25 protein-coding genes are annotated in these 25,857 nt (G+C 62.5%); 20 read left to right on the forward strand and 5 right to left on the reverse strand.

Annotation, left to right across the window (positions count from 1 at the left end):
* Positions 1–13: 13 nt before the first annotated feature.
* Both HX807_RS03465 and HX807_RS03470 read right to left on the reverse strand, forming a co-directional pair.
* The gene (locus tag HX807_RS03465) at positions 14–1,003 is read right to left on the reverse strand and encodes a 2-hydroxyacid dehydrogenase (RefSeq protein ID WP_177049256.1); all 990 of its coding nucleotides are present in this window, start codon (positions 1,001–1,003) and stop codon (positions 14–16) included.
* Between the two features lie 267 nt (positions 1,004–1,270).
* Positions 1,271–4,024 carry a response regulator gene (locus tag HX807_RS03470; RefSeq protein ID WP_008434994.1) on the reverse strand — a complete coding sequence of 918 codons (2,754 nt, stop codon included), beginning with the start codon at positions 4,022–4,024 and terminating at the stop codon, positions 1,271–1,273.
* A gap of 205 nt (positions 4,025–4,229) precedes the next feature.
* Here HX807_RS03470 and HX807_RS03475 point away from each other — a divergent pair, with 205 nt between their 5' ends.
* Together HX807_RS03475 and HX807_RS03480 are read left to right on the forward strand one after the other, a co-directional pair.
* The gene (locus tag HX807_RS03475; protein WP_004371371.1) at positions 4,230–4,958 is read left to right on the forward strand and encodes a response regulator transcription factor; all 729 of its coding nucleotides are present in this window, start codon (positions 4,230–4,232) and stop codon (positions 4,956–4,958) included.
* Positions 4,945–6,315, forward strand: a complete 1,371-nt coding sequence (locus tag HX807_RS03480) for a sensor histidine kinase (protein WP_008434990.1) — start codon at positions 4,945–4,947, stop codon at positions 6,313–6,315. Before HX807_RS03475 ends, HX807_RS03480 begins: the two co-directional genes overlap by 14 nt.
* A 3-nt stretch (positions 6,316–6,318) precedes the next feature.
* On the opposite strand, the gene HX807_RS03485 is transcribed toward HX807_RS03480, so the two are convergent.
* Entirely contained in the window at positions 6,319–6,834 is a 516-nt protein-coding gene (locus HX807_RS03485) for a DUF2062 domain-containing protein (protein WP_004371367.1), read from the reverse strand.
* A gap of 147 nt (positions 6,835–6,981) precedes the next feature.
* Here HX807_RS03485 and HX807_RS03490 point away from each other — a divergent pair, with 147 nt between their 5' ends.
* The 11 genes from HX807_RS03490 to HX807_RS03540 are packed head-to-tail and all read left to right on the forward strand — an operon-like array spanning position 6,982 to position 15,547.
* A complete protein-coding gene (locus tag HX807_RS03490; protein ID WP_177049361.1) occupies positions 6,982–9,273 on the forward strand; it encodes a DNA internalization-related competence protein ComEC/Rec2 in 2,292 nt (763 codons plus the stop codon).
* 31 nt (positions 9,274–9,304) lie between these two features.
* A complete protein-coding gene (locus HX807_RS03495) occupies positions 9,305–9,940 on the forward strand; it encodes a MotA/TolQ/ExbB proton channel family protein (RefSeq protein ID WP_004371363.1) in 636 nt (211 codons plus the stop codon).
* On the forward strand, positions 9,937–10,365 hold the full coding sequence (locus HX807_RS03500; RefSeq protein ID WP_004371361.1) for a biopolymer transporter ExbD: 429 nt from the start codon (positions 9,937–9,939) through the stop codon (positions 10,363–10,365). Before HX807_RS03495 ends, HX807_RS03500 begins: the two co-directional genes overlap by 4 nt.
* Positions 10,365–11,375: a tetraacyldisaccharide 4'-kinase gene (lpxK, locus tag HX807_RS03505; protein WP_177049259.1), complete on the forward strand. Its 1,011-nt coding sequence runs from the start codon at positions 10,365–10,367 to the stop codon at positions 11,373–11,375. The genes HX807_RS03500 and lpxK overlap by 1 nt, the downstream gene beginning before the upstream one ends.
* A gap of 24 nt (positions 11,376–11,399) precedes the next feature.
* Positions 11,400–11,585 (forward strand): Trm112 family protein, encoded by a 186-nt coding sequence (locus HX807_RS03510; RefSeq protein WP_003174668.1) that lies wholly within the window; start codon positions 11,400–11,402, stop codon positions 11,583–11,585.
* Positions 11,582–12,346, forward strand: a complete 765-nt coding sequence (kdsB, locus tag HX807_RS03515; protein WP_008434982.1) for a 3-deoxy-manno-octulosonate cytidylyltransferase — start codon at positions 11,582–11,584, stop codon at positions 12,344–12,346. Before HX807_RS03510 ends, kdsB begins: the two co-directional genes overlap by 4 nt.
* Positions 12,346–12,810, forward strand: a complete 465-nt coding sequence (locus HX807_RS03520) for a low molecular weight protein-tyrosine-phosphatase (protein WP_177045075.1) — start codon at positions 12,346–12,348, stop codon at positions 12,808–12,810. Before kdsB ends, HX807_RS03520 begins: the two co-directional genes overlap by 1 nt.
* Positions 12,807–13,826, forward strand: a complete 1,020-nt coding sequence (murB, locus tag HX807_RS03525) for a UDP-N-acetylmuramate dehydrogenase (RefSeq protein WP_004371335.1) — start codon at positions 12,807–12,809, stop codon at positions 13,824–13,826. The genes HX807_RS03520 and murB overlap by 4 nt, the downstream gene beginning before the upstream one ends.
* Before the next feature lie 7 nt (positions 13,827–13,833).
* A complete protein-coding gene (locus tag HX807_RS03530; RefSeq protein ID WP_177041366.1) occupies positions 13,834–13,977 on the forward strand; it encodes a hypothetical protein in 144 nt (47 codons plus the stop codon).
* Entirely contained in the window at positions 13,977–14,963 is a 987-nt protein-coding gene (locus HX807_RS03535; protein WP_177049261.1) for an XdhC family protein, read from the forward strand. The genes HX807_RS03530 and HX807_RS03535 overlap by 1 nt, the downstream gene beginning before the upstream one ends.
* Entirely contained in the window at positions 14,960–15,547 is a 588-nt protein-coding gene (locus HX807_RS03540; protein ID WP_177049263.1) for a nucleotidyltransferase family protein, read from the forward strand. The genes HX807_RS03535 and HX807_RS03540 overlap by 4 nt, the downstream gene beginning before the upstream one ends.
* 67 nt (positions 15,548–15,614) lie before the next feature.
* On the opposite strand, the gene rne is transcribed toward HX807_RS03540, so the two are convergent.
* The gene (gene rne, locus HX807_RS03545; protein WP_177049265.1) at positions 15,615–18,869 is read right to left on the reverse strand and encodes a ribonuclease E; all 3,255 of its coding nucleotides are present in this window, start codon (positions 18,867–18,869) and stop codon (positions 15,615–15,617) included.
* Between the two features lie 747 nt (positions 18,870–19,616).
* Here rne and rluC point away from each other — a divergent pair.
* Genes rluC through HX807_RS03560 form a run of 3 tightly spaced genes read left to right on the forward strand, consistent with a single transcriptional unit; the run spans position 19,617 to position 22,239 of the window.
* Positions 19,617–20,576, forward strand: coding sequence for a 23S rRNA pseudouridine(955/2504/2580) synthase RluC (rluC, locus tag HX807_RS03550; protein ID WP_004371325.1), 960 nt, complete (start codon positions 19,617–19,619; stop codon positions 20,574–20,576).
* Entirely contained in the window at positions 20,563–21,225 is a 663-nt protein-coding gene (locus tag HX807_RS03555) for an HAD-IA family hydrolase (RefSeq protein ID WP_004371323.1), read from the forward strand. Before rluC ends, HX807_RS03555 begins: the two co-directional genes overlap by 14 nt.
* Positions 21,226–21,246: 21 nt before the next feature.
* A complete protein-coding gene (locus HX807_RS03560; RefSeq protein ID WP_177049266.1) occupies positions 21,247–22,239 on the forward strand; it encodes a S49 family peptidase in 993 nt (330 codons plus the stop codon).
* A 129-nt stretch (positions 22,240–22,368) separates the two neighbouring features.
* On the opposite strand, the gene HX807_RS03565 is transcribed toward HX807_RS03560, so the two are convergent.
* Positions 22,369–22,947 (reverse strand): nucleoside triphosphate pyrophosphatase, encoded by a 579-nt coding sequence (locus HX807_RS03565; RefSeq protein ID WP_177049269.1) that lies wholly within the window; start codon positions 22,945–22,947, stop codon positions 22,369–22,371.
* A gap of 105 nt (positions 22,948–23,052) precedes the next feature.
* On the opposite strand from HX807_RS03565, the gene HX807_RS03570 reads away from it, so the two are divergent.
* The 4 genes from HX807_RS03570 to fabD all read left to right on the forward strand — a co-directional run bounded on the left by HX807_RS03570 (position 23,053) and on the right by fabD (position 25,856).
* Positions 23,053–23,580 carry a YceD family protein gene (locus tag HX807_RS03570; protein ID WP_004371317.1) on the forward strand — a complete coding sequence of 176 codons (528 nt, stop codon included), beginning with the start codon at positions 23,053–23,055 and terminating at the stop codon, positions 23,578–23,580.
* Positions 23,581–23,593: 13 nt separating this feature from the next.
* Positions 23,594–23,776, forward strand: coding sequence for a 50S ribosomal protein L32 (rpmF, locus tag HX807_RS03575; RefSeq protein WP_004371305.1), 183 nt, complete (start codon positions 23,594–23,596; stop codon positions 23,774–23,776).
* 4 nt (positions 23,777–23,780) lie between these two features.
* The gene (plsX, locus tag HX807_RS03580; RefSeq protein WP_080673274.1) at positions 23,781–24,791 is read left to right on the forward strand and encodes a phosphate acyltransferase PlsX; all 1,011 of its coding nucleotides are present in this window, start codon (positions 23,781–23,783) and stop codon (positions 24,789–24,791) included.
* A 126-nt stretch (positions 24,792–24,917) separates the two neighbouring features.
* Positions 24,918–25,856 (forward strand): ACP S-malonyltransferase, encoded by a 939-nt coding sequence (gene fabD, locus HX807_RS03585; protein ID WP_023659248.1) that lies wholly within the window; start codon positions 24,918–24,920, stop codon positions 25,854–25,856.
* Position 25,857: the final 1 nt, after the last annotated feature.

Raw genomic sequence — 25,857 nt, forward strand, 5'->3', positions numbered from 1 at the left:
ATGTGACCGCTGATCATCCTTCGACGAGGTTTTGCGCCTGCCCGCCAGCCCACGCCGCGATGTTGGCCAGGGTGGTGCCGGCAATCGCCCCCAGCGCCTCGCGGGTCAGGAAGGCCTGGTGCGCGGTGATGATCACATTGGGGAAGGTCAGCAGGCGCGCCAATACGTCGTCTTGCAGGGGCAGGTCCGAGCGGTCTTCGAAAAACAGCTGGGCCTCTTCTTCATATACATCCAGCCCCAGATAGCCGAGCTGGCCGTCCTTGAGTGCGTCGATCAGCGCCGGGGTGTCCACCAGGCCGCCGCGCCCGGTGTTGATGAGCATCGCGCCGGGCTGCATATGGGCGAGGCTTTGGGCGTTGATCAGGTGTTTGCTGTCCGCCGTCAGCGGGCAATGCAGGCTGATGACCTGTGACTCGCCCAGCAACTGCGACAGGCTCACATACCGGGCGCCGAGGGCTTCGACCTGCGGGTTGGGATAGGGATCGTACGCCAGCAACTGGCAGCCGAACCCGGCCATGATCTTGGCGAATGTGGCGCCGATCTGCCCGGTGCCGACCACGCCGACGGTCTTGCCCACCAGGTCGAAACCGGTCAGGCCGTGCAGGCTGAAGTCACCGTCGCGGGTGCGGTTGTAGGCGCGGTGCAGGCGGCGATTGAGGGCCAGGATCAACGCGACCGCATGTTCGGCCACCGCATGGGGCGAGTAGGCCGGCACCCGCACGATGGTCAGGCCCAGGCGCTTGGCGGCGGGCAGGTCGACATGGTTGTAACCGGCGGAACGCAGGGCGATCAGGCGGGTGCCGCCGCTGGCCAACTGCTCCAGCACCGGGGCGCTGAGGTCATCGTTGATAAAGGCGCAGACCACTTCGTGGTGTTCGGCCAGGGCCACGGTGTCGAGGTTCAGCCGGGCCGGCTGGAATTGCAACTGCATGCCTTCGGGCAGCGGTTGGGCGAGAAAGCTGTCGCGGTCGTAGGTCTGGCTGCTGAAGAGGATGATGCGCATCAAATATTCCTTCTTGATGATGGAAAGCTGCTTTTGTGGCGAGGGGGCTTGTCTGTGGTGAGTGAGCTTGCTGTGGTGAGTGAGCTTGTTGTGGCGAGGGAGCTTGCTCCCGCTGGAGTGCGAAGCGCTCCCAGGATTTTGGGGCCGCTGCGCAGCCCAGCGGGAGCAAGCTCCCTCGCCACAGCAAGCTCCTCACCCCAGCAAGCTCCCTCACCACAACAGGCGCCCCAGCCACAGCAAGCTCCCTCGCCACATTGCCCCGAAAGTTTACGCGCTGACTCGCGCCTCGCTGGCCAGCCGGGCAATCGCCATGTCCAGTTCATCCAGGGCCGGCATGGCCTTGGCGTCGTCCTGCTTGAGCAGGGTCTCGGCCCGTTGGCAGGCCGCACGCAGTTGCGGCACGCCGCAATACCGGGTGGCGCCGTGCAGGCGGTGCACCCGTTCGATCAGGGCGTTGCGGTCATTGGCGTCACGGGCGACGCGAATCGCTTCACGGTCCGCTTCCAGCGAGGCCAGCAGCATCGCGAGCATGTCTGCCGCCAGATCCGCCTTACCGGCCGCCAGGCGCAAACCTTCTTCATGGTCCAGTACCGGCAATTGCGTGGCATGCCCGAAACTTTCGGTGCCACGGTCCGGGCCCTGGTTGCGCAGGGCCAGCCCGGTCCATTTCAACACCACCTGGGCCAGTTGCCGTTCGCTGATGGGTTTGGTCAGGTAATCATCCATGCCGCTTTGCAGCAGGGCGCGTTTTTCGTTGGCCATCGCATGGGCCGTCAGCGCGACGATGGGCAGCGGTGTGCCATGGCGTTCGCTTTCCCACGTGCGGATTGCCTCGGTGCTCTGGCGACCGTCCATCCCCGGCATCTGCACGTCCATCAGCACCAGGTCGAAGGCTTCCTGCTTCACTGCCTCGATGGCCGAGTAACCGCTTTCCACCGCCTGGACCTTGGCGCCCATGTCTTCCAGCAGGGTTTGCACCAGCAGCAGGTTGGCCGGGTTGTCGTCGACACACAGCACCCGCGGCGCGCGGCTGGACAGGGGCTCGCCGGGTTCGCTGCGCAGCGGGCGCGGGCTGATCAGGTCGGCCAGGGCGCGACGCAGTTTGCGGGTGCACGCGGGCTTGGCCTGCAACTGGCTGTTGGGGTTGGGCACCGAGGGGTTGAACAGCAGCTGTTCGGTGGTCGGGCACAACACCAGTACCTTGCAGCCCAGGTGTTCGAGGTCCCACAGGTGCTGGTTCAAACGCTCCGGCGGAATGTCGTTGGCGGTGATGCCCAGCACGGCCAGGTCAATCGCCTGTTCGGTCTGGTGGGCGCTGGTGATGCCGTTGGTCAGGCTTTCCAGGCTGTTGAACGGGGTGACTTCCAGGCCGCAGTCTTCCAGCTGATGTTGCAGGGCCTGGCGCGCCAGCTCGTGGTTTTCCAGCACCGCCACGCGCCGGCCCAGCAGCGGCGCGGAGGGCAGGTCTTCGATATCGTCACGGGTTTTCGGCAGGTTCAGGCTGATCCAGAATTCCGAGCCTTCTCCCGGCGTGCTGTCGACGCCGATCTCACCGCCCATCTGTTCGATCAGGCGCTTGGAAATCACCAGGCCAAGGCCGGTCCCGCCGGGTTGGCGTGACAGCGAATTGTCCGCCTGGCTGAACGCCTGGAACAGCGCCCGCACATCCTGGTTCGACAGGCCGATGCCGGTGTCCTGCACGCTGATGCGCAGTTGTACGCTGTCTTCCTGTTCGTCTTCAATCATGGCGCGGGCAACGATGGTGCCTTCGCGGGTGAACTTGATCGCGTTGCTCACCAGGTTCGTGAGGATCTGCTTGAGCCGCAGCGGGTCACCCACCAAGGCGAGCGGCGTGTCGCGGTAGACCAGGCTCACCAGCTCCAGCTGTTTGGCGTGGGCGGCCGGGGCGAGGATGGTCAGGGTGTCTTGCAGCAAGTCCCGCAGGTTGAACGGGATGCTGTCGAGCACCAGCTTGCCGGCCTCGATTTTCGAGAAGTCGAGGATTTCGTTGATGATGCCCAGCAGGTTGTCGGCGGATTTTTCGATGGTGCCCAGGTAATCCAGCTGGCGCGGTGACAGTTCGCTTTTCTGCAACAAATGGGTGAAACCAAGGATGCCGTTCAACGGCGTGCGGATTTCATGGCTCATGTTGGCCAGAAACTCCGACTTGATGCGGCTGGCTTCCAGGGCTTCCTTGCGGGCCAGGTCCAACTCGATGTTCTGGATCTCGATGGTTTCCAGGTTTTGCCGCACGTCTTCGGTGGCCTGGTCGATGCTGTGTTGCAATTCTTCCTGGGCGTTTTGCAGGGTCTCGGCCATGCGGTTGATGCCCGAGGCCAGGTGATCCAGCTCCTGGCTACCCAGGGGTGGCAAGCGGGTTTCCAGATTGCCGTCCTTGAGTTGCGCGACGGCCTGTTTGATCAGGCCGATCGGTGAGTTGATCGTACGGCTGATGCGCAAGGCGAGGGCAGCGGTACAGATCAGGCCGATGGCGATCAGCAACAGGCTGGCGAACAGGCTGCGGTAGCCACGCAGCAACATGCCGTTGTGGGACAGTTCCAGCTCGACCCAGCCGAGCAGGCGGTCGGATTCATCCGGGATCAGTTCACCGGCGAGGTTGCGATGGCGGCCGAACACCGGCAGCAGATAACGTGTGGCGTCATTGCCGGTGCGCTGCAGCAGGTGCGAACTGTTGCCGATGGGCGGCTGGTTGAGCATGGTCGGCCCGGCGTGGGCCAGGGGCGTGCGGTCGGGCCCGAGGAACGACACGGCGCGCACATCGGTTTGTTCCAGGGACTGGGTGGCGATGCGTTCCAGCAGGTCGGTGTTCCTGGTGCCGAGGGCCGGGGCCACCAGCGGCGCCAGTTGCTCGGCGATCATCTCGCCGCGTTGCAGCAACTGCGACTGCAACTCCGAAAGCTGCATCCAGGTGAAGTACCCGCCCAGCAGCAACGCCATCAGGCTGGTAGGCAATAAGGTCAGCAACAGTACGCGGCCTTTTATCCCCATTCTTTTAAGCACGCCACTCTCCTGCTACCACACTGTTGTCGAATTCCACGCAGGCATCCGGCCCGCGCCACCTGCGCAGTGTAGCCATTTGCGCGGCGGGGAATCTTGCAAAATTAATGACCTGAGGCAAACCTTGGGCCGCCGGACGCCCGGCGGCGGTTGCTCATGGGGGGGCAATCTTGAATAATCAGTCATTGAGAATGACTTGCAGACGCTAATGAATCCCGCAGCACTTGGCTTACCCAGTATCCTGGCGATTGAAGACGATCCTGTGCTTGGCGCCTATGTCCATGAGCAATTGGGCCTCTGTGGCTTCCAGGTGACCTGGTGCCAGAATGGCCAGCAGGGCCTGCAAATGGCCCGCGATCAGCGCTTCGACGTGGTGTTGATGGACATCCTGCTGCCGGGCATGGACGGTTTGTCGGTGCTCACGCATTTGCGCCAGAGCCATTCGATGCCGGTGATCCTGATGTCGGCCCTGGGGGCCGAAGCCGATCGCATCAGCGGTTTTCGCCTGGGGGCCGACGATTACCTGCCCAAGCCGTTCAGCATGGCCGAGTTGCGGGTGCGCATCGAAGCGATCCTGCGCCGGGTCGCCCTGGACCGGCGGCCGTTGCCGGCCCTGGCGGCGGTGCGCGGCGATGCCCGCAGCCTGCGTTTCGATGACGAGCTGTGTGATGTGTTTCACCGGGAGCAGTGGGCCGGCCTGACCCGCAGCGAATATCGCCTGTTGGAAACCCTGCACCGCAACGCCGAAGAAGTCCTCAGCAAAGCCTTCCTCTACCAGCATGTGTTCCAGCGCGGCTATGCGCCCCATGACCGCAGCCTGGACATGCACATCAGCCAGATTCGTCGCAAGCTCAAGGCTGTCGGCTACAGCGAGCGGGAAGTGCGCACGGTGTGGGGCAAGGGCTATGTGTTGAGCGGTCACGATGACGGGCTTTAAAGCCGCGTTCAAACGGCTGCCGGGCAAGCATTCGTTATTCTGGAAACTGGCCTGTCTGCTGATCGCGTTCTGCTTGCTGATGATCTGGCTCAGTTGGTCATGGGGCCGGTATATGGAAGAGCAGAATGCCTTTCTGTCCAGCGAGGCCCGCGCCACCCTGAGCGGTTATGCGGCTGGCGCGGAACTGGCCTGGAACAAGGGCGGCAACGCCGGTGTGGACGAATGGTTGCACACCCTGGGCCAGCGCGAGCGCACCTGGGTGGGGGTCATCGGCAACGACCTGCAATCCCTGAGCAGCTACCCACTGACGGACAAGGAGAGCCAGCGCCTGACCTTCCTGCGCGGCCTGGACTGGCCCGTCAGCCGGCATGCCAAGGGCCTGCCGTGGTTGAAAATCCCGTTCCCGCTCGACCCGGGTGCGGGCTCCCTGGTGATCGAGTTGCCGCGGCGTTTCATGCCCGGGCAAAACCAGCTGTTCTGGCGGATCGTCACCAATGGCGTGATTCCCGGCCTGTTCACCCTGCTGCTGTGCATCGGCCTCTACCGGCTGTTGATCATGCCTCTCAACCACCTGCGAGAGCAGGCCAACGCCTGGCGTGCCGATCAACTGGGCACCCGGCTTTCCCGCGACACCACCAGCCGCCAGGATGAACTGGGGGAATTGGGCCGCGCGTTTGACCAGATGTCTGAACGCCTGCAAGGCACCGTGGCCCTGCAACAGCAACTGCTGCGGGATTTGTCCCATGAGTTGCGCACACCGTTGAGCCGCCTGCGTGTGGCCAGTGACAGCGAGCAGGACCTGACCCAGCTGCGCGAGCGCCTGGGGAGGGAAATCGACGGCATGCAGCGCCTGGTGGACGACACCCTGCAACTGGCCTGGCTCGACACCGAACGCGCGCCGTTGCCCAAGGAAGACATCCAGGTGCAGGCGCTGTGGGACATGCTCCGGGAAAACGCCTGTTTTGAAAGTGGCTGGCCGGCTTCACGCTTGCAGTGCGAGCTGGGGGCCGACTGCTGGGTGCGCGGTCATCTGAACCTGCTGGCCCAGGCATTGGAGAACATCCTGCGCAATGCCATCCGGCACTCTGCGCAAGACGGAACGGTGCAATTGGGCGGGCAGCGTGAGGGGGATCACTGGCACTTGTGGCTGGAAGACCAGGGCGGCGGGATCGATGAGGTGGAGTTGGAGCGAATCTTTGCGCCATTCACCCGGCTGGACGGTTCAAGGCCCGGCGACGGCGGCTTTGGCCTGGGCTTGAGCATTGCGCGCAACGCCGTGCAGCGTCAGGACGGCAGCCTGTGGGCGGAAAATACCGGCCAGGGTTTACGTGTGCACATGCGCTTGCTGGCGCGCTAACGGTTACAACCTGCGCTGTTTGCGTTTTTTCCACTGGCGGGCCACCCACCAGCGCCAATAGCCCATGGTCAGGCAATAACCCAGCACCGCCATCACCAGCCCCAGTACTACCGAGCCCAGCAGGAACGGTTGCCACAGCGTCGACAACTGCCCGCTGATCCATTCCCAGGTCAGCTCGTCGGGCATGCTGCGGGGTGGCACATTCATCAGCCACGCCCCGGTCATGTAGGTGCAGAAAAACACCGGCGGCATGGTAATCGGGTTGGTCAGCCAGACCAGGCTCACGGCAATCGGCATGTTGCCGCGCACGCTGATGGCGAGGACCGCTGCCAGCAGCATCTGCAAGGGAATGGGGATGAATGCCGCGAACAGGCCAACGGCCATGGCCCGCGCGACCGAGTGCCGATTGAGGTGCCAGAGATTCGGGTCATGCAGCAACTTGCCGAGAAAGCGTAAGGACTTGTGTTCCCGAATGCTGGTCGGATCGGGCATGTACCGTTTGAATAAGCGCCGTGGCATAAGGGGTCCAGGTCAGTTCGAGGGGCAAGTATGCCCGCATTCCACGAACGTGAAATTCAGACTTTGTGACAAATAATAATAGGCCACACCGCTAGCCCGGCTAAGACTCAATGGGTCGCTTTCAAGGAAAGATCCATGAGAACAGGGATGTTCGCACTCGCGCTGGGGCTGCTCGCCTTGCGTTTTTTACCCGCGTTGCCGTCTGGCGACTGGCTGTTGCTGATGCCGGTGCTGGCCCTGATGTTGTTGCCTTTTCGTACCTATCCGCTGGGGTTTTTCCTGCTTGGCCTGGGCTGGGCATGCCTCAGCGCCCAGTGGGCGCTGGATGACCGGTTGGCCCCGCATCTGGATGGCCAGACCCGCTGGGTGGAAGGGCGTGTCAGCGGGTTACCGCAGCAGATGGGCGACGGTGTGCGCTTCGAACTGACCGACAGCCGGTCACGCAAGGACCTGCTTCCCAAGCGCATTCGCGTGTCCTGGCGCGGCGGTCCGCCGGTTAAGAGCGGTGAGCGCTGGCGACTGGCGGTGACTCTCAAGCGTCCTTCCGGATTGCTCAATGCCGATGGCTTTGACTATGAAGCCTGGCTGCTGGCCCAGCGGATTGGCGCCACCGGCTCGGTCAAGGACGGCCAACTGCTGGCACCGGCACGACATGCCTGGCGCGACGGGATTCGCCAGCGGCTGCTGGCAGTGGATGCCCAGGGGCGAGAGGCGGGCCTGGCGGCGCTGGTGCTCGGCGATGGTTCCGGGTTGGCCGCCGAGGATTGGCGGGTCCTGCAAGCCACTGGCACCGTGCATTTACTGGTGATATCCGGGCAGCACATCGGCCTGCTGGCGGGGTTGATCTATGGCCTGGTCGCCGGTCTTGCGCGCTACGGGGGTTGGCCGAAACCTTTGCCGTGGCTGCCCTGGGCCTGCGGCCTGGCGTTTGCTGCAGCGATGGGCTACGGCCTGCTGGCAGGTTTCGAGGTGCCGGTGCAACGGGCCTGTGTGATGGTGGGCCTGGTATTGCTGTGGCGTCTGCGGTTTCGTCACCTGGGAATCTGGTGGCCGCTGTTGCTGGCGCTGGACGCGGTGCTGATCCTCGAACCGTTGGCCAGCCTGCAGCCGGGGTTCTGGCTGTCTTTTGCGGCTGTTGCGGTGCTGATTTTGGCGTTCAGTGGCCGATTGGGCCCCTGGCCCTTGTGGCAAGCCTGGACCCGCGCCCAATGGATGATTGCCATCGGCCTGTTTCCGCTGCTGCTGGTGCTCGGCCTGCCTATCAGCCTGAGCGGGCCGCTGGCCAACCTGGTTGCGGTGCCGTGGATCAGCCTGGTGGTGCTGCCCCTGGCCTTGCTGGGTACGGTGTTATTGCCGCTGCCTTATATAGGAGAGGGGTTGTTATGGCTGGCGGGCGGCACACTGGACGGGCTGTTCAAGGCCTTGGCGCTGCTGGCGCAGTACTTGCCGGCCTGGATACCGGCGCAAGTGCCCATTGGCTATTGGCTGGTGAGCCTGCTGGGGGCGGTGCTGTTATTGCTGCCCAAGGGCGTCCCGTTTCGGCTGCTGGGCTGGCCGATGTTGCTGCTGGCAGTGTTCCCGCCGCGGGAGTCGATACCTCATGGGCTGGTCGAGGTGGTGCAACTGGATGTCGGCCAGGGGTTGGCGATCATCCTGCGTACCCGCAACCATGTACTGCTGTATGACGCCGGGCCGCGCTCCGGTGAGTTCGATCTTGGCGCGCGTGTCGTATTGCCTGCGTTGCGCAAGCTGGGGGTCGCAGAGCTGGACGTGATGCTGCTCAGTCATGCCGATGCCGATCATGCCGGCGGCGCGTTGGCCGTCGCCCATGGGTTGCCGGTCAAGCGTGTGGTGGGCGGTGAGACGGCACGGCTGCCGGCCTCGCTCGGTACCCAGGCGTGTGTCAGCGGCGAGCAGTGGGAGTGGGACGGCGTGAGGTTCGAGCTATGGCAATGGCCTGATGCGACGGACGGTAACCAGATGTCCTGCGTGTTGCGGGTGCAGGCCAATGGCGAGCGCTTGTTGCTGACCGGGGATATTGACCATGACGCCGAGCGGGCATTGCTGGCCACTCCCATGGGCGCTCCTGTCGATTGGCTGCAAGCGCCGCACCACGGCAGCCGCAGCTCGTCGTCATGGGCCTTTCTACAGCGCCTGGCACCCAAGGCCGTGTTGATTTCCCGGGGGCGCAGCAATGGGTTTGGCCACCCGCATCCACAGGTGCTGGAGCGTTACCAGGCCGTGGGCAGCGCGATTTATGACAGTGCCGAGCAAGGCGCACTCCGCCTGCAACTGGGCACCTTCCAGCCGCCGCTGGCCGCGCGCAGCCAGCGGCGTTTCTGGCGCGAGCGCCCGTCGCAAAACAGCGTTACCAAAGACCGGCCCCTGCGTCAGGATGCTCTGGGGCAGGCCAGCCCTTCCACCGGACCCTTATGGTAAAGTGGCGCACTTTTTCGAGGGGACATTCACTGTGTGGGAATTGGTCAAATCCGGCGGCTGGATGATGTTGCCGATCATTTTGAGTTCCATCGCCGCACTCGGCATCATCGCCGAACGCCTATGGACCCTGCGTGCCAGCCGTGTAACGCCTGACCACCTGCTGGGCCAGGTCTGGGGCTGGATCAAGAACAAGCAGCTCGACAAGACAAAACTCAAGGAACTGCGCGCCAACTCGCCCCTGGGTGAAATCCTCGCCGCCGGCCTCGCCAACTCCAAGCACGGTCGCGAGATCATGAAGGAGTGCATCGAAGAGGCCGCCGCCCGGGTCATCCATGAGCTGGAGCGCTACATCAATGCCCTGGGCACCATCGCCGCCATGGCACCGTTGCTCGGCCTGCTCGGTACGGTACTGGGCATGATCGATATTTTCAGCTCATTCATGGGGTCGGGCATGACCACCAACGCCGCAGTGCTGGCCGGTGGTATTTCCAAGGCCTTGATCACCACGGCGGCGGGCCTGATGGTCGGTATTCCTTCGGTGTTCTTCCACCGTTTCCTGCAACGGCGCATCGACGAACTGGTGGTGGGCATGGAGCAGGAAGCCATCAAGCTGGTGGAAGTGGTACAGGGCGACCGTGACGTGGACCTGGTTGAGGGCAACGCGTGAAATTTCGTCGCAAGCAACGGGAAAACGTCGATATCAACCTGGCGTCGTTGATCGACGTGGTGTTTATCCTGCTGCTGTTTTTTGTCGTCACCACCACCTTTACCCGGGAAACCCAGCTGCGCGTCGACCTGCCGGAAGCCGTCAGCGGTTCGCCGGCGGAAGACCAGCAGGCCAAGCAACTGGACATCGCCATCAGCGCCGATGGCGTGTTCTCGGTGAATAACCAGTTGCTGGAGAAAAACGACCTGGCCAGCCTGATGGAAGCACTGCAGAAGGAGTCCGGTGGCGACACTAACTTGCCACTGTCCATCAGCGCCGATGGCAACACCAAGCACCAGGCCGTGATCACGGCGATGGACGCTGCCGGCAAGCTCGGCTTCAGCCATTTGCGCATGACCACCGTCGAGGCGGCGAGCCAACCCTGATGGCCATGACTGATCGTTTGCTCACGGCCTGGTACGAAGGCCATCCTGCACTTGCGTTATTGCAGCCGCTGGAATCCCTCTATCGTCGGGTGGTGCAGCGCAAGCGCGCACGGTTCCTGGCGGGCGAGGGCGAGATCTATCAGTCGCCGGTGCCGGTCGTGGTGGTAGGCAATATCACGGTGGGTGGCACCGGCAAGACGCCCATGATTCTCTGGCTGATCGACCATTGCCAGCGCAGTGGTTTGCGCGTCGGTGTGGTCAGCCGCGGTTATGGCGCCAAGCCGCCACAGTTTCCATGGCGCGTAGAGGCCGATCAAACCGCTGCGGTGGCGGGGGACGAACCCTTGCTGATCGTGCAGCGCAGCGGCGTGCCGCTGATGATCGACCCCGACCGCAGCCGCGCCGTGAAGGCGCTGTTGGCCAGCGAAACCCTCGACCTGATCCTCTCCGACGACGGCCTGCAACATTACCGCCTGGCCCGTGACCTGGAACTGGTGCTGATTGACGCCGCCCGCGGGCTGGGTAACCGTCGCTGCCTGCCGGCGGGGCCGTTGCGTGAGCCGGTCGAGCGTTTGCAGAGCGTCGATGCGCTGCTTTACAACGGCGCAGGTTCTGACCGTGACGACGGCTTTGCCTTCCGTCTGTTGCCTGCCGCGCTGGTCAACCTGCATACCGGCGAGCGTAAACCCGTCGAACACTTCCCGGTGGGGCAGCAGGTACATGCGGTGGCCGGTATCGGCAACCCGCAACGTTTCTTCAATACCCTTGAAACGCTACACTGGCGCCCAATACCCCATGCTTTTGCCGACCACGCGCCGTACAGCGCCGAGGTCTTGAATTTCACACCGGCACTGCCGTTGGTCATGACTGAAAAGGACGCGGTGAAGTGCCGCGCCTTTGCCAGGCCCGACTGGTGGTACCTTGCGGTGGACGCGGCACCGTCACCGGCGTTTATCGCCTGGTTCGACACGCAGTTGATGCGCTTGCTGCCCGCTCGCCTTTTGCCTTAAAACGCTGCTCTCCAGGACATACTCATGGACACCAAACTGCTCGATATCCTCGCTTGCCCGATCTGCAAGGGGCCGCTCAAGCTCAGCGCCGACAAAACCGAGCTGATCAGCAAGGGCGCCGGCCTGGCGTACCCGATTCGTGATGGCATTCCGGTAATGCTCGAAAGCGAAGCCCGCACCCTGACCACCGACGAGCGCCTGGATAAATGACCACCGCCTTCACCGTTGTCATCCCGTCCCGCTACGCCTCCACCCGCCTGCCCGGCAAGCCGCTGCAACTGATCGGCAACAAGCCGATGATCCAGCTGGTGTGGGAACAGGCCTGCAAAAGCAGCGCCGAAAGGGTAGTGGTGGCCACCGACGATCCGCGCATCATCGAGGCCTGCAAAGGCTTTGGTGCCGAAGCGGTGCTGACCCGTGAAGACCACAACTCCGGTACCGACCGCCTGGCCGAAGTGGCCACCAAGCTGGGCCTGGCGGCGGACGCCATCGTGGTCAACGTGCAAGGTGACGAGCCGTTGATTCCGCCCAGCGTGATCGATCAGGTGGCGGCCAACCTGGCAGCCCATGGCGAAGCGCGCATGGCGACCCTGGCCGAGCCGATTGAAGACATCGAGACCCTGTTCAACCCCAACGTGGTGAAAGTGGTCAGCGACATCAATGGCCTGGCGCTGACCTTCAGCCGCTCCACCTTACCGTGGGCGCGGGATGCGTTCGCCAAACAGCCTGACGTGCTGCCGGCTGGCGTGCCGTACCGTCGCCACATCGGCATCTACGCCTACCGCGCCGGTTTCCTGCACGACTTCGTGAGCTGGGGCCCGTGCTGGCTGGAAAATACCGAATCCCTGGAACAACTGCGTGCCCTGTGGCACGGCGTGCGCATTCATGTGGGCGATGCCCTGGAAGCGCCGCCGGCGGGCGTCGACACCCCTGAAGACCTCGAGCGCGTCCGTCGCCTTCTGGGGGCCTGATGCAGGTTCTGTTCGTCTGCCTGGGCAACATCTGCCGTTCGCCCACGGCCGAAGGCGTTCTGCGCCACAAATTGCGCGAAGCCGGCCTGGCCGATCAGGTTGAAGTGGCCTCTGCCGGTACCGGTGATTGGCACGTCGGCAATCCACCGGACAAGCGCAGCCAGCGTGCAGCGCTGCAACGCGGCTACGACCTGTCGGCCCAGCGTGCACAACAGGTGTCGCGTGCCGACTTTTCCCGCTACGACCTGATCCTCGCCATGGACCAGAGCAACCTGCGCAACCTCAAGGCCATGCAGCCGGCTCAGGGCAAGGCGGACCTGGACCTGTTCCTGCGCCGCTACGACTCGATGGTGGATGAAGTGCCGGACCCGTACTACGAAGGTGACCAGGGCTTTGAAACTGTCCTCGACCTGATCGAGCGCGCCTGTGACCTGTTGGTGATTGAATTGAAGGGCCGGTTATGACTTTGCAGGTACGGGCACAGGTTTCGCTCAAGCCGTTCAACAGCTTTGGCATCGACGTGCGTGCCCGGCTGTTTGCCGAGGCCCACAATGACGCCGACGTGCGTGAGGCCCTGGCCTGTGCCGCCGAGCAACAACTGCCGTTGCTGGTGATTGGCGGTGGCAGCAACTTGCTGTTGACCCAGGATATTGACGCACTGGTGCTGCGCATGGCCAGCCAGGGCATCCGGGTGTTGCACGACGATGGCGTGCAGGTCGTGGTTGAGGCCGAAGCGGGCGAAGCCTGGCATCCGTTTGTGCTGTGGACCCTGGCCCAGGGCTTTTCCGGCCTGGAAAACCTCAGCCTGATTCCCGGAACGGTCGGCGCCGCACCGATGCAGAACATCGGCGCCTACGGTGTAGAGATCAAGGATGTATTCAGCGGCCTGACCGCCCTTGATCGCCAGACCGGCGAACTGCGGGATTTCAGCCTGGCCGAGTGCAACTTTGCCTACCGCGACAGCCTGTTCAAGCACGAAGTGGGGCGCTGGCTGATCCTGCGGGTGCGTTTTGCCCTGAGCCGCGCCGTGCATCTGAAACTTGAATACGGGCCGGTGCGACAGCGCCTGACCGAGCAAGGCATCGCGCAGGCCACGCCCAGCGATGTCAGCCGCGCGATTTGCAGCATTCGTAGCGAGAAACTGCCCGACCCGGCGGTGCTCGGCAATGCGGGGAGTTTCTTCAAGAACCCGCTGGTGTCCCAGGCACTGGCTGCCGAGTTGCAGCGTCAATACCCGGACCTGGTGGCTTACCCCCAGGCCGACGGGCAGATGAAACTGGCCGCCGGCTGGCTGATCGACAAGGCCGGCTGGAAAGGCTTTCGCGATGGCGATGCCGGCGTGCATCGCTTGCAGGCACTGGTATTGGTGAACTACGGCGCGGCCAGCGGCCAGGACATTGCCGGGCTCGCGCTGCGTATCCAGCAGGACATCGAAAAGCGCTTCAAGGTGGTGCTGGAAATGGAGCCGAATCGCTATTGAACTAAGCTTGTTTTTTGACGCACCAAGCCCTGCATTGCAGGGCTTTTTTATTGCCGGTGAGTTAACTTGGCTGACTACCGATATTTTTGATCAACCCATAGATGCTGTTTATCAAAATCAGTTGCAAGGTTGGCGGGAGGCGAAAGCCTGATGGACAGTGTTGATCTGAATGTATTACGCAGCGTGCTGGAATGGCGCCTCGCCGGGCAGCGAGTGGTGCTGTACAGCGTGGTCCAGACCTGGGGCAGCGCCCCGCGTCCGCCGGGGGCGATGCTGGCCTTGCGCGGCGACGGGGTGGTGATTGGCTCGGTGTCCGGCGGCTGTATCGAGGACGACTTGATCGCCCGGTTGCAGGACGGTCGGCTGCCTGACGACGGGCCGCCGGTGCAGCTGGTCACCTACGGTGTCACCCGGGACGAAGCGGCGCGTTTTGGCTTGCCGTGTGGCGGCACTCTGCGTCTCACCGAAGAGCGGGTGAGTGATCCGGGTTGGGTAGCTGAACTGCTGGCGCGCTGTGAGGCCCACGAGATTGTTGCCCGTGAGTTGGACCTGGCCACCGGCGAGGTGGTGTTGAGCGGTGCGAGCAAGACCGATGTGGTCAGCTTCGACGGCGAGCGTTTGCGCGCGATCTACGGTCCGCGCTGGCGCCTGCTGCTGATCGGCGCGGGCCAGCTGTCACGTTATGTGGCGGAAATGGCTCGGTTGCTGGATTTCGAAGTGCTGATCTGCGATCCGCGCCAGGAGTTTGTTTATGGCTGGGAGGAGCAGCACGGGCGCTTTGTGCCGGGTATGCCGGATGAAGCGGTGTTGAATATCCAGACCGATGAACGCACCGCCATTGTCGCGCTCACCCATGACCCGCGCCTGGATGACATGGCGTTGCTGACGGCCCTCAATTCCCGGGCGTTCTACATAGGCGCGCTGGGTTCGCGGGTCAACAGCCAGAAGCGCCGGGAAAACCTCGCGGCACTGGGGCTCAGTGCGGACGCCATTGCGCGGCTGCATGGGCCGATTGGCCTGCATATCGGCAGCCATACGCCGGCGGAAATCGCCTTGTCGTTGATGGCGGAAATCGTCGCCATCAAGAACGGGATCGATCTGCTGCAGAAAAAGCCGTTGCAGGCAGCGGTCAGTTGACGGGCATCGCCGTAATCATCCTGGCGGCGGGGCAGGGCAGTCGTTTTCGGGCCGAGGCGGGGGCCGATCAGGACAAGTTGCTGGCGCCCTGCGTGGGCCGGGATGGCATCACGCGGCCGGTGATCGAGCAGGTATTGGTGAATCTGCCGCCTGTGGCTACGAGACGTTGGCTGGTGACGTCACCGGATCGCACCGAAGTGATTCGGTTGGCTGAGGTGCACGGTTGCGAAGTATTGCTTTTGCGCTCGCCGGGCATGGGTGACAGCATCGCCGCAGCGGTGGCGGCCAGTGGGCCGTCGGCTGGTTGGCTGGTGGTGTTGGGGGATATGCCGTTTATCCTGCCGGCAAGTATCGAGCAAGTGATGGCAGGCCTGGAGGAAGACGGTATCAGCGCCCCGGTGCATGCAGGTCAGTACGGGCACCCCGTGGGGTTTGGCCGTTCATTCGGCCCGGCCTTGATCGCGCTGATCGGAGACCGCGGGGCAAAACCGTTATTTGCCAAGGCTTCGGTGCAGGAAGTCGTAGTCGATGATCCCGGTGTGTTGTGGGACGTCGATGTGCCAGGGTTGTTGGACTACCGCTAACTGATGTAGCGGGCATAAAAAAGCCCCGCCTGATCACTCAGGCGGGGCTTTTTAGTGGCCGATGGAATCAGACGAGGGGTTTAGGCTCGTGCTCTTCTTCCAGCGCCTTAGGGTGGTGCTCTACCACTTCTTCAACGGAACGTACGTTCTCGTCGATGGCAGGGGCAGTGTGCTCAACCACGGCTTCGGTGACCGGAGCAGGGGTTGCTTGGGCAACTTCAGCGACGGCTGGAGCAGCTTCGGCAGCGGCGTTGGCAGCAGCGGCGGCCGCTTCAGCTTCCTTGCGACGACGACGCACTTCGCGTGGGTCGTTCGGCGCACGGCCATTTTCGGTCAGGGCGCTGGCCGGAGCGGCTTCAACCACCGGGGCTGCCACTTCGGCAACCACTGGCGCTTCAACCACTGGCGCAGGCTCGGCAACAACGGCAACAGGTTCAGCAGCGACCACCACTTCAGCGACTGGCACTGGAGCTTCTTCGACCACTGGCGCAGGCGCTGGAGCTTCAACCGCTTCAACCACCGGGGCAGGTTCGGCAGACCACTGGAAGGTGGTCTGTTCTTCGCGAACTTCACGCACTTCAGGGGTTGGCTCGGCTACCGGTGCTTCAACGGCAGCTTCAACCACGGGCGGTTGTTCAACAACCACGGCAGGCTCGGCAACCACGTCGATTTCAGGCTGAGGCTCGCGAACTTCACGAACTTCACGAACGTGACGAGCCGGAGCTACTTCCACTTCCGGAACAACCGGGGCTTCGACCGGGGTCGTTGCTTCAACCACTGGCGCTTCGACGGCTGGCGTCTCTACAACAGTGTTTTCCTGGATGGCAGCGGTGGCTGCTTCAGCTTGCTCGTTGGCCTGGGCTTCAGCAGGTGCGCTGATGACCGAGCTGGCGACAGCAGCGGTAACGGCCAGGCCGGCAGCCAGTTCGGCGCCAGTCGGTTCGCCGGTAGCGGCTGCGTTGGCTTCGCCGGTCTCTTCCGAGCCTTCGATTTCGTTGCCGTTGGCATCACGTTGACGCTCACGACGGTTGCTGCGACGACGCTGGCCACGGGAGCGGCGGCGTGGACGATCGCCTTCGGCGTTGTCCTGGCCGTCTTCCTGTTGCTGGTCTTCGTTGGACAGCAGCTCTTCTTCTTCACCGGCTGGAGCCGCTTGCTCGGCACGTGGTTGACGCTCTTCACGAGGAGGGCGTGGCGCACGTTCTTCACGCGGCTGACGAGCTGGACGCTCTTCAGCAGTGGCAGCGGTGGCAGCAGCAGCGGCTACGGCTGGAGCGGCATCCAACGGCTCGCGCAGTTCACGCACGCGTTCTTCACGCTCGCCACGTGGCTTGCGGTCTTCACGTGGAGCGCGTGGAGCACGCGGTGCACGTTCTTCGCGTGGTGCACGCTCTTCACGGGCTACGGTTGGTGTTTCTTCACGGGCTTCGCGCGGTTGGCGCTCTTCACGTGGGGCGCGTTCTTCGCGGGGTGCGCGTTCTTCACGAGGCTTGCGCTCTTCGTCACGGCGACCGTTGCGATTGCGGCTCTGCTGGCGACCGTTGCGACGCTCTTCATTGCGTGCAGGGCGTTCAGTCACAGGCTTCTCGACCACAACTGGAGCCACCGGCTCTTCCTTGGTGGCGAACAGGCTGACCAGCGACTTCACCAGGCCCTTGAACAGGCTTGGCTCAGGCAGGGCAGCTGGTGCGGCAACCGGCGCAGCTGCCTCGACCGGAACCGGTGCGTTGGCACGGGCTGGCGCGGTCTTGACGGCGGCTTCCTGGCGAACCAGGGTGCGGGTCGCAGCGGCTGGCTGGACTTCTTCCACTTCGGCAGCGGCAGCAGCGATTTCGTAGCTGGACTGGTTGACGTGGGCTTCCGGGCTGTCATCACGCAGGCGCTGCACTTCGAAGTGCGGCGTCTCGAGGTGATCGTTCGGCAGGATGACGATGCGGGCACGGGTGCGCAGTTCGATCTTGGTGATCGAGTTGCGTTTTTCGTTGAGCAGGAACGCAGCGACCGGGATCGGCACCTGGGCGCGCACTTCGGCAGTGCGGTCTTTCAGGGCTTCTTCTTCGATCAGGCGCAGGATCGCCAGCGACAGCGATTCAACGTCACGGATGATGCCGGTGCCGTTGCAACGCGGGCAGACGATGCCGCTGCTTTCACCCAGGGATGGACGCAGGCGCTGACGGGACATTTCCAGCAGGCCGAAGCGCGAGATGCGGCCGACCTGTACGCGGGCACGGTCAGCTTCCAGGCATTCGCGGACTTTCTCTTCCACGGCGCGCTGGTTCTTGGCTGGGGTCATGTCGATGAAGTCGATCACGATCAGGCCGCCGATGTCACGCAGGCGCAGCTGGCGGGCGATCTCTTCAGCCGCTTCCAGGTTGGTCTGCAGGGCGGTTTCTTCGATGTCGCTACCCTTGGTGGCACGCGCCGAGTTGATGTCGATGGACACCAGGGCTTCGGTCGGGTCGATCACGATGGAGCCGCCGGAAGGCAGTTCGACGACGCGCTGGAAAGCGGTTTCGATCTGGCTTTCGATCTGGAAACGGTTGAACAGCGGAACGCTGTCTTCGTACAGCTTGATCTTGCTGGCGTACTGCGGCATCACCTGGCGGATGAAGGTCAGGGCTTCGTCCTGGGCTTCGACGCTGTCGATCAGCACTTCGCCGATGTCCTGGCGCAGGTAATCGCGGATGGCGCGGATGATCACGTTGCTTTCCTGGTAGATCAGGAATGGCGCGGAACGATCCAGGGACGCTTCCTTGATAGCGGTCCACAGCTGCAGCAGGTAGTCGAGGTCCCACTGCATTTCTTCGCTGCTGCGGCCCAGGCCGGCAGTGCGCACGATCAGGCCCATGTCGGCCGGAGCGATCAAGCCGTTCAGCGCTTCACGCAGTTCGTTGCGCTCTTCGCCTTCGATGCGACGGGAGATACCGCCGGCACGCGGGTTGTTCGGCATCAGGACCAGATAGCGGCCAGCCAGGCTGATGAAGGTGGTCAGGGCGGCGCCCTTGTTGCCACGTTCTTCTTTTTCTACCTGAACGATGACTTCCTGGCCTTCGCTCAGGACGTCCTTGATGTTCACGCGGCCTTCAGGGGATTTCTTGAAGTATTCGCGGGAGATTTCTTTGAGGGGCAGGAAGCCATGGCGCTCGGAGCCGAAATCGACAAAGGCAGCCTCAAGGCTTGGTTCGATGCGAGTAATCCGGCCTTTATAGATGTTGGCCTTCTTTTGCTCGCGTGCACCGGACTCGATGTCCAGGTCGTAGAGGCGTTGGCCGTCTACCAGTGCAACACGCAACTCTTCGGGTTGAGTTGCGTTAATCAGCATTCTTTTCATGTTGTACCGTCGGTTTCCGGGCTGCCGGAAACGGCGTTCGGCACACACGACTTCTCACGGTCGGTGTCAGGTGCGTCAAGAGTGGTTGGCCACTCCAGTGTCCAGCAATACTCGCCAAAATGGGCGGTATCGCGACGTACGCTTCCTGCTTGCTGTGGTGACTTAAGCACTCAGTCAGGAGGAGGAATCAACCGGCGACTGTGGACGAGATGAAGCGTCTAAATATAAGCCTAGTGCTACACAGTCCGACGGTTGTGCATCTCCACCCTACACGTATCCCTGATAATTCGGGTGCTGCCGCGCGCAGAATCCGCAGCGGGTTGGCATTTACCGTGTTCTCCAATGGGGAGTCCACGCTCATGGCTAAACAAGACCGGGTGTGGGCGATTGTGCTCTCACTCAGCTCGTAACAGGCGTTGTTTCCGAAGCATTCGCCGTGGTCTGGCTCCAGACTGACTGCACTTTGTGAACTGGCCGTAAATATCGGCGCAAAAGGCGAGTAATCACTCTGCTTTTTGCACTCGCTTCAGGCCTCATGTCACCTGCGCTTGTTACAATCTCGAGCCTTCCAGGGTGGCGAAAGCCCCGTAGGACGGCCTCGCGTCCTGATGAATTGCGATGGTCAGGGCCGGCAGTTTGCCGCTAGTCCTCTGTCCAGGCCGCTTTTGGCGGCGTTCGCGACTATAGCAGCAATGATTAAGTGCTTCAATTCCATAAAAAATTGTTATCATCGCCGCTATGACGACTACCGCCCCCCAGACCCCCAGCGTCCAGCTGCTCGAGGTCTCGCCGGAATATGCCGGCCAACGCATCGACAACTTTCTTCTTGCCAGGCTCAAAGGCGTGCCCAAGACCTTGATTTACCGCATTTTGCGTAAGGGCGAAGTGCGCGTGAACAAAGGCCGGATCAAGCCCGAGTACAAGCTGCAGGCGGGCGACATCGTCCGCGTGCCGCCGGTGCGGGTGCCTGAGCGTGACGAACCGGTCCCTCTGGCCCAGGGCCTGTTGCAGCGCCTTGAAGCGTCGATTGTCTTCGAAGACAAGGCACTGATCGTGATCAACAAACCGTGTGGCATCGCGGTCCACGGTGGCAGCGGCCTCAACTACGGGGTGATCGAAGCCTTTCGTCAGTTGCGCCCGGATGCCAAGGAGCTGGAGCTGGTCCACCGTCTGGACCGTGACACCTCCGGCCTGTTGATGATCGCCAAGAAACGCAGCATGTTGCGCCACCTGCATGCCGCCCTGCGCGGTGATGGCGTGGACAAGCGCTACATGGCGCTGGTGCGTGGCAACTGGGCCACCTCGATCAAGAGCGTGCGCGCGCCATTGCAGAAGAGCAACCTGCGTTCCGGCGAGCGCATGGTCGAGGTGGACGAGGAGGGCAAGGAGGCGCTGACCCTGTTCAAGGTGCTGCGCCGCTTTGGTGACTTTGCCACCATGGTCGAGGCCAAGCCGGTCACTGGCCGTACCCACCAGATTCGTGTGCACACCCTGCATGCGGGGCACTGCATTGCCGGCGATACCAAATACGGCGATGAAGATTTCTCCAAGGAAATCCGCGACCTGGGTGGCAAACGCCTGTTCCTGCACGCCTACATGCTGACCGTGCCGCTGCCCGATGGTGGCGAATTGAAGCTGCAAGCGCCTGTCGATGAAATGTGGGCCAAGACCGTGGAGCGCCTGAGTGTCGCACCCTGACTACAAGCTGTTGATCTTTGACTGGGATGGCACGTTGTGTAATTCCATTGGTCGGATTGTCGAGTCGATGCACGCGGCGTCGACCCGTTCCGGTTATGCATTGTGCGACGACCTGGCGGTCAAGGGCATTATTGGCCTGGGCCTGCCGGAAGCGATCCGCACCCTGTACCCGGAGATTGGTGATGACGAGCTGATAGCGTTTCGTCAGCACTACGCCGATCACTACATGGCGCTCGACGCCCAGCCTTCGCCGCTGTTTGAAGGCGTGGCGCAGGCCATGGAAGCATTTCGCGCCGACGGTTATCACCTTGCGGTCGCGACCGGCAAGGCCCGTCGCGGCCTGGACCGGGTGCTCAAGGCCCATGGCTGGGAGGATTATTTCGACGCCACCCGTGCGGCGGACGAAACCGCCAGCAAGCCCCACCCTCTGATGCTCGAGCAGATCCTCGCTCAATGTGGCGTGTCGCCTCGGCAGGCGTTGATGGTGGGTGATGCGTCGTTCGACCTGATGATGGCGCGTAATGCTGGCATGGACTCCGTGGCGGTCAGCTACGGCGCCCAATCTGCCCAGGCGTTGCAGGCCTACGAGCCGCGCCTGACAATTGACCGTTTTTCTGAATTGCAGGCCTGGCTCAGCCGGGCCCATTAAGTCTTTGCTGGGGTAGATGGCATGACCGATGAGTGGAAAGCGCCTGAGAAGGCCAATGCCGATAACAATGGCGATGACAGAAGCTGGAAGTTGCTGGAGAAGACGCTGCTGGCCAGTGTCCAGGAGCAGCGTCGCTCCCGGCGTTGGGGGATCTTTTTCAAGCTTCTGACCTTTATTTATCTGTTGGGCATGCTGGCGCTGTTCAGTCCGCTGATGGACATGGAGAAGAGCGCCACCCGAAGCGGTCATTACACGGCGTTGATCGAAGTGCGCGGAGTGATTGCCGACAAGGAGTCTGCCAGTGCAGACAACATCGTCAGCAGCCTGCGGGCGGCCTTCGAGGACTCCAAGGTCAAGGCTGTGATCCTGCGCATCAACAGCCCGGGCGGCAGTCCGGTGCAGTCGGGTTACGTGTACGACGAGATTCGTCGCCTGCGCGCCTTGCACCCGGACATCAAGCTGTATGCAGTGATTTCCGACCTGGGTGCCTCGGGTGCCTACTACATCGCCAGTGCTGCCGACCAGATCTATGCCGACAAGGCCAGTCTGGTGGGTTCGATTGGTGTGACGGCGGCCGGTTATGGCTTTGTCGGCACCATGGAGAAGCTCGGGGTTGAGCGTCGTACCTACACGTCGGGTGAGCACAAGTCGTTCCTGGACCCGTTCCAGCCGCAAAAGGCGGATGAAACCCAGTTCTGGCAGGGTGTGCTGGATACCACTCATCGGCAGTTCATCGCCAGTGTGAAGCAGGGGCGCGGTGACCGGCTCAAGGATAAGGAACATCCGGAGCTGTTTTCCGGTCTGGTCTGGTCTGGCGAGCAAGCGCTGCCATTGGGCTTGATCGATGGCCTGGGCAGTGCCAGTTCGGTGGCGCGGGACGTGATTGGCGAGAAAGAACTGGTGGACTTCACTGTTCAGGAATCGCCGTTTGACCGTTTCTCCAAGAAGCTGGGTGCCAGCGTGGCTGAGAAGCTGGCGCTATACATGGGCTTCCAGGGTCCGACCCTGCGCTGAGAGCTTGAGCGCGACATGGCTCGAAATGTGGGAGCTGGCTTGCCTGCGATAGCATCACCTCGGTGCAACTGATGTACCGAGGTGTCTGCATCGCAGGCAAGCCAGCTCCCGCATCTGTTTGTGGTGTCCTTAGGGGATTTGCACGCCCTCGGCCAGCAACATGTCCACCAGTCGGATCAGCGGCAGTCCGACCAGGCTGGTGGCGTCTGGCCCTTCGGTGCTTTGAAACAGGCTCACCCCCAGGCCTTCGGCCTTGAAGCTGCCAGCGCAGTCGTAGGGCTGCTCGATGCGCAGGTAGCGTTCGATGCGTGCGGCGTCCAGCGTGCGCATGTGTACGGTGAAGGGGATGCAGTCGACCTGGCAATGGCCGGTGGCGCTGTTCAGTACAGCCAGGCCGGTCAGGAAGCTGACGCGCTTGCCGCTGGCCGCCAGCAGTTGCTCACGGGCTTTCTCGAAGGTGTGGGGCTTGCCGATGATCTGGCCGTCGAGCGCGGCGACCTGGTCCGAGCCGATGATCAGATGGTCCGGATGGCTGTCAGCCAGGGCGCGGGCCTTTTCCTCGGCCAGGCGCTTGACCAGCTCCACGGCGGACTCGTCCGGGCGGTGGCTTTCGTCGATATCCGGCGAACTGCAGATGAACGGCAGGTGCAGGCGGTTCAACAATTCCCGGCGATAAACCGAGCTGGAAGCGAGTAATAAAGGCAGCATGGGCGTCTCCTCAAGGCAGTCGCGGATTCTAGCGGGGAGGCCCGGTGACGGACAGGGCTGAATTTCCTTTGACATGGCCGGGTGCATCCCTATAATGCTGCGCCTATGTTGAATGACCCGATTCCACCTCACGTTGACCCGCGCAAATTGGCTGATCGTGGCACCACCCTTCAAGGTGAGCTGCTCCTGGCCGATTTGGAGAGACTCTGCGACCCGCTTTCCGACACTGTCGGTACGGTGCAGGCTAAATTCGTTTTTGAACGAGATGAACGTAAGTCTGTGGTAATCCACAGCTTTATCGACACCGAAGTCAAAATGGTTTGCCAGCGTTGTCTTGAGCTGGTCACCCTGCCGATCCACAGCGAATGCAGTTATGCTGTGGTGAAAGAGGGTGCGAATACCCAGTCGTTGCCGAAAGGTTATGACGTGCTGGAACTGGGCGAAGATCCTTTGGATCTGCAGTCACTGATCGAGGAGGAGCTTTTGCTCGCCTTGCCCATTGTGCCTGCTCATCATCCGGAAGAATGCCAGCAGCCGGCGGGTCTCGATGAGCCCGAACCGAGCGAGGACGAGGTAACGCGGTCCAACCCGTTCAGTGTATTGGCGCAGTTAAAGCGTGACCCAAACGTTTAGGAGTTAATCAATTATGGCTGTTCAGCAGAACAAAAAATCCCGCTCTGCCCGTGACATGCGTCGTTCGCACGACGCCCTGACGGCAAGCACTCTGTCTGTAGAAAAAACCACCGGTGAAGTTCACCTGCGTCACCACGTATCGCCAGAAGGCGTATACCGTGGCCGTAAAGTGATCGACAAGGGCGCTGACGAGTAATCACTTGTCTGCTCAAGTCATCGCGATTGACGCAATGGGCGGGGACTTCGGTCCCCGCAGCATTGTTCAGGCCTGCATTGCTTGCCTGTCTGCCACGCCCTCGCTGCACCTGACCCTCGTCGGTCAACCCTCCTTACTTGAAGAACTGATTGCCAGCCATCCGGCGGTGGATCGCGCGCGCCTGACTATTACACCGGCCAGCGAAACCATCACCATGGATGAAAAGCCTGCGCAGGCCTTGCGCGGCAAGCCTGATTCTTCGATGCGGGTGGCGCTTGAGCTGGTACGCGACGGCAAGGCCCAGGCCTGTGTCAGTGCCGGCAATACCGGGGCGTTGATGGCGTTGTCCCGGCATGTGCTGAAAACCCTGCCGGGCATTGACCGGCCGGCGATGGTTGCGGCTATTCCGACCCAGCAGGGCTATTGCCAGTTGCTGGACCTGGGGGCGAACGTCGATTGCAGTGCCGAGCATCTGCTGCACTTTGCCCTGATGGGCTCGGTGGCGGCCGAAGCGCTGGGCGTGGCCCGGCCTCGGGTGGCGCTGCTGAATATCGGCACCGAAGACATCAAGGGCAACCAGCAGGTCAAGCTGGCGGCGACGCTGTTGCAAAGCGCGCGAGGCCTGAACTACATCGGCTTTGTCGAGGGTGACGGTCTGTACCGCGGCGAAGCCGACGTGGTGGTGTGCGACGGTTTTGTCGGCAATATCCTGCTCAAGTCCAGCGAGGGCCTGGCGACGATGATTGCTGCGCGCATTGAGGCCTTGTTCAAGCGCAACCTGGCGTCACGCCTGGTGGGCGCCTTGGCGCTGCCCTTGATGCGGCGCTTGCAGGCTGACCTGGCTCCGGCGCGGCACAATGGTGCGAGTTTCCTCGGGTTGCAGGGCATCGTGGTGAAAAGTCATGGTTCGGCGGGGGTGCAGGGTTTTCAAAGTGCCATCCAGCGCGCCTTGATCGAGATCCAGGAAAACCTGCCGCAACGCTTGCACGGCCGCCTTGAGGATCTGTTGCCTTAGGCGAATCGGGCCGGAAATGCTTAAATGTGACCGGCCAGTTCAATTGACCATCCAATCTGTCAGTTTCTTGCGCTCCCACGTGTGGGGCGCCAATTTCCGACGACCAGATCATTAGGGGCTTGTTACATGTCTACATCCCTCGCATTCGTCTTTCCAGGGCAGGGTTCGCAGTCCCTCGGCATGTTGGCCGAGCTGGGCGCGGAACATCAGTTGGTCCTGGACACTTTCAAGGAAGCCTCCGATGCCTTGGGTTACGACCTGTGGGCACTGACCCAGCAAGGGCCGGAAGAGCTGCTCAATCAAACCGACAAGACCCAACCCGCCATCCTCACCGCCTCCATCGCCCTGTGGCGCCTGTGGCTGGCTGAAGGCGGCGCACGTCCGGCCTACGTTGCCGGTCATAGCCTGGGCGAATACAGCGCCCTGGTAGCTGCTGGCAGCCTGACCCTCGGTGAAGCGGTCAAGCTGGTGGAGCGTCGTGGCCAGTTGATGCAGGAAGCGGTTCCTGCCGGGCAGGGCGGCATGGCTGCCATTCTCGGCCTGGAAGATGCTGACGTGATTGCTGCCTGCGCCGAAGCGGCCCAGGGCGAAGTGGTCAGCGCCGTGAACTTCAACTCCCCTGGCCAGGTGGTGATCGCCGGCGCCAAGGCGGCGGTAGAGCGCGCCATCGAAGGCTGCAAGGCCCGTGGCGCCAAGCGTGCGTTGCCGTTGCCGGTCAGCGTGCCGTCCCACTGCGAACTGATGCGCCCGGCTGCCGAGCGTTTCGCCGAGTCGATCGCTGCGATCAACTGGCAGGCGCCGCAGATTCCGTTGGTGCAGAACGTCAGTGCCGCCGTGGCCTCTGACCTGGAAACCCTCAAGCGCGATCTGCTGGAACAGCTGTACAAGCCGGTTCGCTGGGTTGAGTCGGTGCAGACCCTGGCCGCCAACGGCGCCACCCAATTGGTAGAGTGCGGCCCGGGCAAAGTCCTCGCCGGCCTGAACAAGCGTTGCGCCGAAGGCGTGTCGACTTCCAACCTCAATACCCCGGATGCCTTCGCTGCCGCTCGCGCAGCCCTGGCCTGAC

The organism is Pseudomonas sp. D8002, from assembly GCF_013385695.1.
Taxonomy (GTDB): Bacteria; Pseudomonadota; Gammaproteobacteria; order Pseudomonadales; family Pseudomonadaceae; genus Aquipseudomonas.